The sequence below is a fragment of the Collinsella sp. AM09-41 genome (genome assembly GCF_003473245.1).
Lineage (GTDB): Bacteria > Actinomycetota > Coriobacteriia > Coriobacteriales > Coriobacteriaceae > Collinsella.
Genome location: NZ_QRMJ01000001.1, coordinates 413457 through 426132, shown reverse-complemented (window position 1 = coordinate 426132; position 12676 = coordinate 413457). Strand labels below are relative to the sequence as shown.

At 60.7% G+C, this 12676-nt stretch carries 10 protein-coding genes and 1 tRNA gene; 10 read left to right on the top strand and 1 reads right to left on the bottom strand.

Annotated features, from left to right (window positions below):
- Positions 1-9: 9 nt before the first annotated feature.
- From DW112_RS01890 to DW112_RS01865, 6 genes are all read left to right on the top strand, one after another.
- The gene (locus DW112_RS01890) at positions 10-456 is read left to right on the top strand and encodes a pyridoxamine 5'-phosphate oxidase family protein (RefSeq protein ID WP_118094707.1); all 447 of its coding nucleotides are present in this window, start codon (positions 10-12) and stop codon (positions 454-456) included.
- Between the two features lie 51 nt (positions 457-507).
- Positions 508-918 carry a pyridoxamine 5'-phosphate oxidase family protein gene (locus DW112_RS01885; protein WP_055252303.1) on the top strand — a complete coding sequence of 137 codons (411 nt, stop codon included), beginning with the start codon at positions 508-510 and terminating at the stop codon, positions 916-918.
- Between the two features lie 257 nt (positions 919-1175).
- Positions 1176-2246 carry an N-acetyl-gamma-glutamyl-phosphate reductase gene (gene argC, locus DW112_RS01880; RefSeq protein WP_055252304.1) on the top strand — a complete coding sequence of 357 codons (1071 nt, stop codon included), beginning with the start codon at positions 1176-1178 and terminating at the stop codon, positions 2244-2246.
- A 134-nt stretch (positions 2247-2380) separates the two neighbouring features.
- Complete coding sequence (argJ, locus tag DW112_RS01875) at positions 2381-3649, top strand: bifunctional glutamate N-acetyltransferase/amino-acid acetyltransferase ArgJ (protein ID WP_089572541.1); 1269 nt, start codon at positions 2381-2383, stop codon at positions 3647-3649.
- A gap of 81 nt (positions 3650-3730) precedes the next feature.
- Positions 3731-4711 (top strand): acetylglutamate kinase, encoded by a 981-nt coding sequence (argB, locus tag DW112_RS01870; protein WP_089572540.1) that lies wholly within the window; start codon positions 3731-3733, stop codon positions 4709-4711.
- Positions 4712-4780: 69 nt separating this feature from the next.
- A complete protein-coding gene (locus DW112_RS01865; protein ID WP_118094706.1) occupies positions 4781-6064 on the top strand; it encodes an aminotransferase class III-fold pyridoxal phosphate-dependent enzyme in 1284 nt (427 codons plus the stop codon).
- Between the two features lie 795 nt (positions 6065-6859).
- Here the strand turns inward: DW112_RS01865 and DW112_RS01860 are convergent.
- Positions 6860-6935: transfer RNA gene (locus DW112_RS01860), tRNA-Val, on the bottom strand.
- 187 nt (positions 6936-7122) lie between these two features.
- On the opposite strand from DW112_RS01860, the gene asnB reads away from it, so the two are divergent.
- The 4 genes from asnB to murI all read left to right on the top strand — a co-directional run bounded on the left by asnB (position 7123) and on the right by murI (position 12632).
- Positions 7123-9003, top strand: a complete 1881-nt coding sequence (asnB, locus tag DW112_RS01855) for an asparagine synthase (glutamine-hydrolyzing) (protein ID WP_117563808.1) — start codon at positions 7123-7125, stop codon at positions 9001-9003.
- Between the two features lie 111 nt (positions 9004-9114).
- Positions 9115-10677, top strand: coding sequence for a Mur ligase family protein (locus DW112_RS01850; protein WP_118094801.1), 1563 nt, complete (start codon positions 9115-9117; stop codon positions 10675-10677).
- Between the two features lie 107 nt (positions 10678-10784).
- Positions 10785-11696, top strand: coding sequence for an HAD family hydrolase (locus DW112_RS01845; protein WP_117635958.1), 912 nt, complete (start codon positions 10785-10787; stop codon positions 11694-11696).
- 51 nt (positions 11697-11747) lie between these two features.
- Positions 11748-12632, top strand: coding sequence for a glutamate racemase (gene murI / locus DW112_RS01840; protein WP_117641054.1), 885 nt, complete (start codon positions 11748-11750; stop codon positions 12630-12632).
- Positions 12633-12676: the final 44 nt, after the last annotated feature.

Below are 12676 nucleotides of genomic sequence, written 5' to 3'. Positions count from 1 at the left end.
GGGATTCCCATGACCGACAACGACCGCACGGCGCAGCTCGAGCGCGCCTGTTCGTATCTTAGGCGTATTCCGGCGTGGTATCTCGCCACGATCGACGTGACGGACGGACATCAGCCGCGCGTGAGGCCGTTCTCGTTTGCCATGGTCGATGATGACAAGCTGTGGTTTTGCACCTCGCGCGATAAGGATGTGTGGGCCGAGCTCAGCGCGAACCCCAAGTTCGAGCTTTCGGGCTGGAAGCCGGGGGAGTGCTGGATCGTATTGTCCGGCGAGGCCGCGCTCGAGGACGATGCGGTGGTGAGCGACCGCGTTCGCGAAGCAGGCTTTAAGCACATGGTGGGCATTGGCGAGAAGCATGAGAGCGCCAACGACGGTCGTCTTGCGTTTTTCTCGGTCCGCAATATCGCCGCCCGCTTCTGCGATATCGACGGCAGCGAAGAGCATCTGGAGCTCTAGCGCGTCTCAAATTAACTACCCGTTCCAAATTGGCTAGTGGCAGGAGGACGCATGGACGGATTGAATACGGTTTTGGAGTATCTGACGTCGGTGCCGGCGTGGTACTTGGCGACGAGCGTGGACGGGCAGCCACATGTACGTCCATTTTCGTTTGCTCAGATCCAGGATGGCAAGCTGTGGTTTGTAACAGCGCGCACCAAAGATGTGTGGCAAGAGCTGCTGCAAAACCAGCGCTTTGAGGCCACGAGTTGGTGGCCGGGCCATGGCTGGCTCATCTTGCGCGGGCGTGCCGGCTTGGATGACCGGGCTTTAGGCGAAATGCGCGAAGCCGGGTGGAAGCATCTAGAGCACCTGGGCGAGCACTATGAGGGGCCTAACGACCCCACGCTCGTCTTCTTTAGCGTCGAGGATCCCGAGGCTTTTATCTGCAATCACGACGAATGGGTGCCGGTCGAGCTCTAGCCAGCTGGCTCATCCTAACAACTTGGTTTTCGCATGGGCGGGCCCCGTATTGCCCGGCGCCGTTAGGAGCGCCGGTCAATACGGGGCCCGCTCCATTTGTCAATTCCTTCAAGCGAATGTGTCGGGAATGTTTCAATGCATGAATATGCAAGCCATTTACGTATTCATGCATCTTTTGGTGCTAAAGTTTCAACCCACTTCATAACGACCGCTGCGAAATGCGCATCGGTGCATAAATCGCAGACAAGGAGTCTGATATGTCTTTGAAGGTTGGAATCGTCGGCGCGGCTGGATATGCCGGAGCCGAGCTCATTCGCCTCGTCCTCGGTCATCCCGAGTTTGAACTTGCTGCCATTACGTCCAACGCCGATGCCGGCCAGCCGTTGTCTGCGGTGTACCCGAGCTTCACCGGCGTAAGCGATCTTGTCTTTACGACGCATGATGCCCCCGAGCTCAAGAACTGCGACGCGGTCTTTTTGGCCGTGCCGCACACGGCTGCCATGGCACAGGTGCCCGCGCTGCTTGCATCGGGCGTCTCCTGCTTTGATCTTTCGGCCGACTACCGTCTGAACGACGCGTCCGTTTTTGAGGCTTGGTATGCCGCCGAGCATACGAGCCCCGAGCTGCTCAAGACCCGTGCCTTCGGTCTGCCCGAGCTGTTCTGCCAGGACTTGGAGACCGCCGCATCCGACCATGCCGACGGCAAACCCGTGCTGGTCGCCTGCGCCGGTTGCTATCCCACCGCAACGAGCCTTGCCGCCGCGCCCGCCGTGCGCGCGGGCTGGGTGGCCGAGAACGGTCCCGTGATTGTCGATGCCATTAGCGGCGTGACGGGCGCCGGTAAGTCCTGCAACGCCCGCACCCATTTTTGCAGCGCCGACGAGAACTTGGAGGCCTACGGCGTGGGCAAGCATCGCCACACGCCCGAGATTGAGCAAATCCTTGGCCTGACCGATCGCGTCGTCTTTACCCCGCACCTGGCACCGCTCAAGCGCGGTCTGCTCTCCACGGTGACGCTGCCGCTCGCGCCGCAGGCTCTCGACACGCTGGCTCTTGAGGATGTCGTCGACCATTACAAGCAGTTCTACGCCGGTCGCACCTTTGTGCGCGTGCTCGATGCCGGCCAGCAGCCCAAGACGGCTTCGGTCGTCGGCACCAACGCTGCCCAGATTGGCCTCGCGCTCAACAAGCGCGCGGGCGTGCTGGTGGCGACGGGCGCCATCGACAATCTGTGCAAGGGCGCTGCGGGCCAAGCAGTCCAGTGCGCCAATATCGTCTTTGGCTTTGACGAGCGACGAGGCTTGCCTACAGTGGCGTGCCCGGTGTAGCACATTCGATTGTTAACGATTTGGTAGTCGGGCATCGAATGGGGCGCCACTCTTAAGCTGGTCTCATGATCACGACTGGCATGGCGCACCAACCGATGCCCATTTTTTGTTTGACATAAGGAGTCGTAAAGACGATGAATGCTGAGCAGTTCGATATCAAGATTCGTGCCGTAGAGGGCGGCGTAACGGCGGCGGCCGGCTTTAAGGCGGCGGGCATCCATGCCGGATTCCGCAAGAATCCCGAGCGCCTGGATTACGCGCTCGTCGTGCCCGATAAGCCTTGCCCCGGGGCCGGTGTGTTTACGACTAACCGCTTTTGTGCGGCGCCCGTGCAGGTGAGCCGTGCCAACTTGGGCGGCGCCGACAAGGGCTACGGCGTCATTGCCGGCGTTTCGGTCAACTCTGGCAATGCCAACGCCGCCACGGGTGAGACCGGCCTTGCCTGCGCGCGCGAGACCTGCAACATCGCCTCGCAGGTCATCGGCTGCGAGCCCCAGCAGATTCTGGTCGCCTCCACGGGCGTAATTGGCCAGATTCTGCCGATCGACACGTTTGAGACCGCCATTCCTGCTGCCTACGAGGCGCTCTCCGCCCACGGTGGCGCCGATGCCGCTCGCGCCATCATGACGACCGACACGCACTCCAAGGAGTACGCCGTGTCCTACGTCAGTGAGGCTGCGGGTCATGCGGGCAATGTCTATACGGTAGGCGGAATGTGCAAGGGCTCGGGCATGATCATGCCCAACATGGCCACCATGATCGCAGTTATCACCACCGATGTCCCCGTCGAGCCTGCGGCACTTCATGCCCTGCTGCTCTCGACCGTCAAGCAGACCTTTAACAAGGTAACGGTCGATTCCGACACCTCGACCAACGACACCTGCATCATGCTTGCCTCCGGCGCCGCTGCCGCAGATGCCGAGCCTATCGTCGAGGGCTCCGATGCCTTTGACGAGTTGGCATTTGCCGTGCACGAGGTGTGCGAGAGCCTGGCGCGCAATATCGCCGCCGATGGTGAGGGCGCATCCAAGCTTGTTACGGTCAACGTTACCGGCGCCGCCAACGACGAGGAGGCCGATATCGCCGCCCGTGCCGTTGCCAACTCGCCGCTCGTTAAGACCTGCATCGCCGGCCACGACTGCAACTGGGGCCGCGTTGCTATGGCGCTTGGCAAGTGCGGCGTGAAGTTTAATCAGGAAGACGTTTCCATCGACATGATGGGCATGCCTGTCTGTCGCGACGGTCTGACTGTTCCCTTTGACGAGGACGAGGCTCTGCGACGTTTTGAGGCGCCCGAGATTGTGATCTCGGCAGACCTGGGCGCGGGCGACGCGGCGACCACCGTGTGGACTTGCGACCTCACGCACGAGTACATCTCCATTAACGGCGACTACCGTTCCTAGATTCCAGGCACGCTGCGTATCTTGCCGCGATTGCGGACAGCGGAGCACGGCGCGATAACGATACGAAAGACGAGGCAGATTATGAAATTCGCACGCGATTGTCGTTCGAGCGAATCCAACGAAGCAACCGCGCAGCTGCTGTTCGAAGCGCTGCCGTGGATTAAGAACCTGACCGGCAAGACGGTTGTTATCAAATATGGCGGAGCCGCCATGGTTGATGAGCAGCTGCGCCGCGACGTGATGAGCGACATCGTCCTGCTTAAGATCATCGGCATGCGCCCCGTCATCGTGCATGGCGGCGGCAAGGCTATCAACGAGGCGCTTAGCCACTACGACATCCCCGTCGAGTTTATGAACGGCCAGCGCGTGACCACGCCGGCGACCATGGATATCGTGCGCGAGGTGCTGGGCGGCAAGGTCAACCAGGAGCTGGTCGCGGCGCTCAACCATCACGGCAACCTGGCCGTGGGCGTTTCGGGCAGCGATGCCGGTACGCTCATCGCCGAGCCGCTCGACCCCGAACTCGGCCGCGTAGGCAAGGTCACGCACGTCAACACCGACTATATCGAGCGCCTGCTCGATAGCGAGTACATCCCCGTCATCGCTACCGTCGCGGCGGGGGAGGACGGCGGTTTCTTCAACATCAACGCCGATACCGCCGCCGGTGCCGTTGCGGCGGCGCTGCATGCGCATAAGGCGATCTTTTTGACCGACGTCGACGGCCTGTACAAGGACTTTAGCGATAAAGACTCACTCATCTCCAACCTAACGCTCGACGAGGTTAACGAAATGCTCTACGGCGGCGAGGTCGATAAGGGCATGATTCCCAAGCTGCGTGCGGCCGTCGATGCGCTTGCCGGCGGCGTATTTCGCGCTCACATCATCAACGGCACCACGCCGCATTCGCTGCTGCTGGAGCTGCTGACCGATGCCGGCGTCGGCACCGTGATCCATTCCACCGAGACGGCTTACGAGTTCGATACGCATCCGCATCCGCTTTCGACGTTTGCTGCGCGTCTGACCGAGAACCTCGACGAGGTCGAGAAGCTTCAGACAGTCTAACTGACCCGCAGCCGCCCCATTTCTGCACCCATAGGCCTGCGCCGTCCGGCGCTCAACGAAAGGCATCCCATGTCACTTGCAGCTCAGCAATCGCTTGAATCCCATTACGTTATGCATACCTTTGGCCGCTCTCCGGTCGAGTTTGTCGAGGGTCACGGCATGAAGCTCACCGGCGACGATGGTCGTGAGTACCTCGACTTTCTTGCCGGCATCGGCGTGTGCAGCCTAGGTCATGGCGACCCGGCTGTGCTCTCGGCGCTCGAGGCACAGACCAAAAAGCTCATGCATGTCTCCAATTACTTCTACATCGAGCAGCGTGGACAGGTCGCGGCGCTGCTGTCCAAGCTTGCCAACGACGACTTAGATGGTGCACGCGTGCTTGCCGATGCCATTGCCGCCGGCGATGAGACCACGGCAGCTGCTCTTGGTGCCCCGGCTGCGGATGAGCAGGTTTGGGAGACCTTCTTTGCCAACTCCGGCGCCGAGGCCAATGAGGGCTCGATGAAGCTTGCGCGCCTGTACGCCAAGCGTGCCGGTAACGGCGGCAACACTATCGTGTGCATGCGCGGCGGCTTCCACGGCCGTACGCTCGAGACCATTGCCGCCACCATGCAGGATTGGCTGCAGGATAGTTTCCGCCCGCTGCCGGGTGGCTTTGTGGCCTGTACGCCCAACGATATCGATGAACTGCGTGCGATCTTTAAGCAGCTGGGGAGCGAAATATGTGCCGTGATGCTCGAGCCGATCCAGGGTGAGAGTGGCGTGCACCCCATGACCGAGGAGTTTATGGCGGCAGCGCGCGACCTGGCACACGAAGTGGGCGCCGTGCTTATAGCCGACGAGGTCCAGTGCGGCATCTTCCGCTCCGGCAAGCCGTTTGCATTCCAAACCTATGGCGTGGAACCCGACATCATGAGCCTTGCCAAGGGCATTGCCGATGGCGTGCCCATGGGTGCCGTCGTAGCAAAGAAGGAGATTGCCGACGTGTTTAAGCCGGGCGACCACGGCTCGACCTTTGGCGGTAGCTGCTTGGCTGTCGCGGCGTGCGCCGCGACGCTCTCCGCGCTCGTGCGCGGCGATTATGCCGACCATGCTGCCAAGGTAGGCGCCTATATGGAGGCAAAGCTCGCCAAGCTGCCGAACGTGACCGAGGTGCGTGGCCGCGGCTTGATGCTCGGCTGTGATTTGGATGATGCCGCGGGCGACGCGCATGATATTGTTGCCCGCGCGCTGGCCGCCGGTGCCGTGATTAACGCTACGGGTGCCCATACGCTGCGTTTCCTGCCGCCGCTCGTCTGCGAGGAATCCGACGTGGACAGTCTGATCGAGATTCTGTCGGGTGTCTTGGGCTAACGCGGCGCAATAACTCAATTTGAACCGGGTTCCGGACTGTGGACGTGCCATATGCGGCACGATTCAGCGGTCTGGAGCCCGTTTTGCCTTAGATTTGCTAAGGCGGGGAGACCTGCTGGTCAAAAAACATCAAATATGAGTACTGTTACCAGCTGAATCTCATATGAAACCGACTATCTAGGATTAGTTAGACCACACATGTTCAGTTATGTTAATGGGGAAACAGCTAGCAAAGGCTTCAAATCGCTGATTCAGGGCTAGATTTACCCAGCGAAACCCAAAAATCGCTGCTACAAAATTAGTAACAGTACTCATTTTTGCCATTTTCTGGCCACGGCCTTTGTGACAGTCGTGCTGGCGGGTTCGAATCCCATGAAATGGGCCCAAAAAAGAAAGGCTCCCATTGCTGGGAGCCTATCAAATCAGTGGTGGGCGATGAGGGATGTCGCGTGCGGCTGACGCCGCCCGCTCTCGCTTCGTCGCTCCGCTTCTCGCGTGCTGCGCTGGAAAACGCTTCGCGTTTCCTCAGCTCCGCACCCTTGCGGGTTCGAATCCCCCCGCGATGGGCCCAAAAAAGAAAGGCCCCCATAGCTGGGAGCCTATCAAATCAGTGGTGGGCGATGAGGGATGTCGCGTGCGGCTGACGCCGCCCGCTTTCGCTTCGGGCCTGCGGCCCTCGCGTGCTGCGCTGGAAAACGCTTCGCGTTTCCTCAGCTTCGCACCCTGTCGGGTTCGAATCCCATGCGCTGGGCCCAAACAAAAACGGTCCCCTTGCGAGGACCGTTTCCAATTCAATGGTGGGCGATGAGGGATTCGAACCCCCAGCCTTGTGCGTGTAAAGCACCTGCGCTAACCGTTGCGCCAATCGCCCGTGCGGAGAGAGTATAGCAAAACAATCGCCTCATTCATCTCATATCCATTAAAGGTAACCGGCGCGTGTCGGCGCGGAGCTGATTCAGTTGAGATTGCCTGAACATTCCGCCCCTCTTTACGCCCTCGGGTATACTCAAAAGCTACTGATTCGATTTGATACCCAGCAACAGCAGAGGGGATAGTATATGTGCGGTTTTGTCGGTTTTGTCGGTGGGACGGATAACCAATCCGAGGTGCTCACCAAGATGATGGACCGCATCGTCCATCGTGGTCCCGACATGGGCGGCCAGTTTATCGACGGCCGCGTTGCCCTCGGCTTCCGCCGCTTGTCGATCCTCGACCTGACCGAGGCCGGCGCTCAGCCCATGGCCAATGAGGACGGTAGCGTCGTCATTGTCTTCAACGGCGAGATCTACAACTTCCAAGAGCTCCGTTCCGAGCTCGAGGCCAAGGGCTACAAGTTCCACTGCGGCGCCGACACCGAGAGCCTCCTGCACGGCTATGAGGAGTGGGGCGAGGCAGTACTCGATCGCTTGCGCGGTATGTACGCCTTCGTCATCTGGGACAAGAAGAAGAATAAGCTTTTTGGCGCCCGCGATATCTTTGGCATCAAGCCGCTCTACTACTATCCCATGGCCGATGCGGGCGACGGCGCTCCGGGCGTGCTCTTCGGTTCCGAGATCAAGAGCTTCCTGGACTACCCGCACTTCCACAAGGCGGTCAACAAAAAGGCCCTGCGTCCGTACATGACGCTGCAGTATTCGGCAACCGAGGAGACCTTCTTCGAGGGTGTCTACAAGCTGCCGCCGGCGCACTACTTTACCGTCGATATCCCGACCGGCAAGATGAACATCGAGCGCTACTGGGATTGCGATTACTCTGCCGTCGAGAAGCCGTTCGAGGAGTACGTCGACGAGCTGGACGAGGTCGTGCACGAGAGCGTCGAGGCCCATCGCATCGCCGACGTCAAGGTCGCGTCGTTCCTCTCCGGCGGCGTCGACTCCAGCTACATCGCCGCTTGCCTCATGCCCGACAAGACCTTCTCGGTGGGCTTCGATTACAAGAATTTCAACGAGACTAACTACGCCAAGGAACTTTCCGACAAGCTTGGCGTCGAGAATGTTCGCAAGATGATCACCGCCGACGAGTTCTTTGGCGCACTCGAGGACATTCAGTATCACATGGACGAGCCACAGTCCAACCTGTCGTCTGTGCCGTTGTGGTTCTTGGCCGAGATGGCGCGCAAGGACGTCACCGTCGTGCTTTCGGGCGAAGGCGCCGACGAGCTCTTTGGCGGCTACGCCTACTACGAGGACACGGTTCCGGTGCGCAAGTACAAAAAGATGGTGCCGCTGCCCATCCGTCGCGCGCTCGGTAACCTGGCGTTGCATATGCCGTACTTCAAGGGACATAACTTCCTGGTCAAGGGTGCCGAGATCCCCGAGAAGTCGTTCCTGGGACAGGCTCTGGTATGGCCGGAGCGCGAGGTCGACGGCGTGCTCAAGCCCGAGTACAACACCGGCGATGGCGCCTTCGAGCTTGCCGCCCCCATCTATGCGCGCGTGAAGGGTCAGCCCGAGTTGGTCAAGAAGCAGTACCTGGATATGAACATGTGGCTCCCGGGCGACATTCTGCTCAAGGCCGACAAGATGTGCATGGCGCACTCGCTGGAGCTGCGCGTGCCCTTCCTGGACCGCAAAGTCATGGAGTTCGCCGAGCACATTCCCGATCGCTACCGCATCAACGAGAACGGCAACAAACAGGTACTCCGCCACGCTGCCAACAAGTCGCTGCCCGATGAGTGGGCCACCCGTCCCAAGGTGGGCTTCCCGGTGCCGATTGTCTACTGGCTGCGCGAGCAAAAGTGGTACGACTATGTCAAGGAGTACTTCACCGCGCCGTGGGCAAGCGAGTTCTTCGATACCGACGAGCTCATGCACCTGCTCGATCTGCACTTTGCGGGCAAGGGCGATTTCCAGCGCAAGATCTATACGCCGCTCGTGTTCCTGGTGTGGTACAAGCGCTTCTTTATCGACGAGGACCAGCCCGCTGTTCAGGCTGCCTAGCCTCGGCTTACGAACGCCTGCGCGTAACGGCTCCTCCGGGAGCCGTTTTTGCGTGGTGCGTTTCAGTTACTATAAAAACCGTCCCTGCCAAATGGCTGAGAAAGGTGAAAGATGCACCATTCGGATTCCGCGACCGTGACCACGGTCGATACGCTTGCCAAGCTTCTCGATGTGTGCGGCGAGCTGCGCGCGTCAGAGCAGGTTGACGAGCGTGCCGTGACCGGCTGCTCGTTTGATTCGCGTACGGTCTCGGCGGGTGACGTGTTCTTTTGCAAAGGCACTGCCTTTAAGCCCGCGTTTTTGAGCATGGCGCTCGATGCGGGCGCCGTCGCATTTGTGTGCGAGGAGTCGCTGGTCGAGTCTCTGGAGCCGCTGGCGCAGGAGAGCGGTGCTGCGATGCTGGTTGTTGATGGCGTTCGCACGGCCATGGCCCTGTTGCCGCCGGAGGTCTACGACCGTCCCGACCACGACGTCAAGATCGTGGGTATCACCGGTACCAAGGGAAAGACCACGACCGCTTTTATGCTCCAGTCCATCATCAAAGCGGCGGGCGAGTCCTGCGGCATGATCGGCTCGGTGAGTACCGACGATGGCATCGAGTGCTACGAGAGCACCAATACTACGCCCGAGGCCCCCGAGGTCTGGCGCCATATCGCCAACTGCCGCACGTCAGGTCGCCAATCCATGGTCATGGAGGTCTCGAGCCAGGCGCTCAAGTACCAACGCGTCGAGAATCTGCCGTTTGACGTGGCGTGCTTCCTCAACATCGGCCGTGACCACATCTCACCGATCGAACACCCCACGTTTGAGGATTATTTTGAGAGCAAACTCAGGATCTTTGACCAGGCAAAGACCGCCGTGGTGAATCTGGGCACCGAAGAGGTTGACCGTGTGTTGGAGGCAGCGTCGACGGCCGAGCGCTTGGTGACCGTTGGCGTCGAGCATCCCGAGGCAAGCCTGTGGGCGAGCGATGTGCGCATGGTCGGCTTTAACATCGAGTTTAACCTGCATGGCCTGTGTGCCGACGAGTCCGAGGCGGGGGAGAAGGTCCTGCTGGGCATCGCGGGCGACTTTAACGTGGAAAACGCGCTGGTCGCTATCGCCGCTGCGCGCGAGATCGGCATCGGTATCGAGGCTATCAAGAAGGGCCTCTCCAAACTGCGTGTGCCGGGCCGTATGGAGGTCGTGGAGTCGAAGGACGGCCGCGTGATCTGCGTCGTTGACTATGCGCACAACCAGCTTTCGTTCCGTTCGCTTTTCTCGTCGGTCAAGCGCGCGTTTCCCGCTAGTCCAGTCATTGCAGTGTTTGGCGCTGCCGGCGGCAAGGCGCAGGAGCGCCGCGAGCAGCTTCCGCGCGAGGCCGCACCATATTCCGACCTGATGATTTTTGCCAACGAGGACCCGGCTCACGAGGACCCGATGAAGGTCTGTCGCGAGCTTGCCGAGCATGTTCCCGACGATACGCCGAACAAGATCATCCTCGACCGCGAAGCCGCTGTGCATGCGGCGTTCAAGGCGGCGCGCGAGGAGTACGTCAACCCCGATGCTCCCACCATTGTCTTGCTGCTGGCAAAGGGTGACGAGGAGCTCATGCACGTGGGCGACGAGTTCGTGCCCATCGAGAGCGACCTTTCGCTGGCCAATCGCCTGATCGATGTTACCCAGTTTGACTAATGAACCATGATGGCGGCGGCGCCCTGAGTGCGCTGTCGCCATAAGCGTGTTCCCTCAATCAAAACATGCCGTCCAAGTCCAAACCCTTCTACGTAAACGGAGTAACCATGTCCCACAACACCCTGCCGACCGTTGCCGAGCTTTCGGGCGAGATGCGCGAGCGCTTGGCCAAGGTCAAGTACGTCTTTACCGACCTGGATGCCACGATGCTCGCGCCCGGCTCGTGCGTGCTGCGCGACAACGACGGTAACCCCTCGACCAAACTCGTCGAGGCCGTCGTGGCACTTGCCCGCGCTGGTATTCAGGTGGTTCCCACCTCGGGCCGCAACCGTACCATGATCCACGAGGATGCGCGCGTGCTCGGCCTCAACTCCTACATCGGTGAGATGGGCGGCCTGGTCATGTACGACCTCAAAGCCAACGATTGGGAGTATCTGACTGGCGACATGCCTTACGACCCCGCCTGCGGCCTTACTCCGCACCAGGTGATCGAGCAGACCGGCGTGTGCGAGAAGATTCTTGCCCGCTGGCCGCACAAGATCGAGTATCACAACGACATGTCGACCGGCTACAAGTACCGCGAGGTCACCGTCGGCATGCGCGGCGATGTGCCCGACAATGAGGTCCAGGCCATCCTGGACGAGGCCGGCTGCGGCCTGGTGTGGGCCTGTAACGGTCACCTGACGCATCTGTCCAAGCCGACGACGCTCGAGCTCGATCGCGTCGAGGACGGTCGCGCGTTTAACATCAATCCCGCCGGCCTCAACAAGGGCGTTGCCATCGCGCGCTTCTGCGAGCACCTGGGGATTGAGCGCGAGGAGACGCTCGCGCTCGGCGATTCCGAGTCCGACTTCTACATGGCCGATCACGTGGGCACGTTCTGCCTGGTCGAGAATGGCCTGACGAGCGCCGGCGCGCCCGAGTTCCTGGCTGCTTGCGAGAACGCTTTCGTTACGCGCGGCAAAATTGTCGACGGTTGGGCGGCGACGGCAGAGCTGCTGGTCGCGGCGCGTTCGTAGCGCGGCGTCGCCGCACTTGGACATGTCTTTTCGAGAGAGACTGGTGAGGTAATGTCCGATATCGAGAATCCGACAGGCGACACGCGCCCGATTGGCGTGTTCGATTCTGGTTTGGGCGGTCTGACGGTTGCGCGCGCCATCGCGACGGTGCTGCCGCACGAGTCCGTCTACTACTTCGGCGACACCAAACGCTGCCCCTACGGCACGCGCACCGAGGATGAGGTGCGCTCGTTTGCGTTGCAGGCGGGCCGTTGGCTGTCGAAGCACGACGTCAAGATTATGGTCATCGCCTGCAACACGGCGACAGCTGCGGCCTTGCGTCTGGCCCAGCAGGTGCTCGACGTTCCCGTGATCGGCGTGATCGCGCCGGGTGCCCGTGCGGCAATCAACAGCACCCGTTCGCGTCGCGTGGGCGTGCTCGCCACCAACCTCACCATTCGCTCGGGCGCCTACACGCGCGCCATTCAGGATCTAGATGCCGGCGTCGATGTATACGGTTGTCCTGCCTCGAGCTTTGTCGAGGTTGTCGAACACGAGCTCGCCTCGGGTGCACATCTGCAGGAACAGTGGCTCGAGAACGAGGACATCTTCGATACGCCTGCCGTGCGTGCGCTGGTGGGTGCCACGGTTGAGCCGCTGCGCGACCACGGTATCGATACCGTGGTGCTCGGCTGTACGCATTTTCCGCTGTTGGTGGGACCTATCCGGCATGCGCTGGGGCCTGGGGTGCGCGTCGTAAGTTCCGCCGAGGAGACCACGCGCGAGCTGACCGATATCCTCACGCGCCGCGAGCAGCTGGCGGGCGACGCCGCCGAGCCGCAGCATCGTTTTGCCACGACGGCCGATAACATTGCCGAGTTTGCGGTGGCGGGCAGCTTTATCTTTGGTCAGCCGCTCAAGAGCATCGAACATATCGATATCGATGAGCTGAAATAGATGTAAGGCAGCCGCCAAAGCCTTCGCCACATCTTTTGCCGAAA

Bases quoted from the DNA above. Each gene is read 5' to 3' on its own strand.
- DW112_RS01890 (WP_118094707.1), top strand. From the start codon at position 10: ATGACCGACAACGACCGCACGGCGCAGCTCGAGCGCGCCTGTTCGTAT.
- DW112_RS01885 (WP_055252303.1), top strand. From the start codon at position 508: ATGGACGGATTGAATACGGTTTTGGAGTATCTGACGTCGGTGCCGGCG.
- argC (WP_055252304.1), top strand. From the start codon at position 1,176: ATGTCTTTGAAGGTTGGAATCGTCGGCGCGGCTGGATATGCCGGAGCC.
- argJ (WP_089572541.1), top strand. From the start codon at position 2,381: ATGAATGCTGAGCAGTTCGATATCAAGATTCGTGCCGTAGAGGGCGGC.
- argB (WP_089572540.1), top strand. From the start codon at position 3,731: ATGAAATTCGCACGCGATTGTCGTTCGAGCGAATCCAACGAAGCAACC.
- DW112_RS01865 (WP_118094706.1), top strand. From the start codon at position 4,781: ATGTCACTTGCAGCTCAGCAATCGCTTGAATCCCATTACGTTATGCAT.
- asnB (WP_117563808.1), top strand. From the start codon at position 7,123: ATGTGCGGTTTTGTCGGTTTTGTCGGTGGGACGGATAACCAATCCGAG.
- DW112_RS01850 (WP_118094801.1), top strand. From the start codon at position 9,115: ATGCACCATTCGGATTCCGCGACCGTGACCACGGTCGATACGCTTGCC.
- DW112_RS01845 (WP_117635958.1), top strand. From the start codon at position 10,785: ATGTCCCACAACACCCTGCCGACCGTTGCCGAGCTTTCGGGCGAGATG.
- murI (WP_117641054.1), top strand. From the start codon at position 11,748: ATGTCCGATATCGAGAATCCGACAGGCGACACGCGCCCGATTGGCGTG.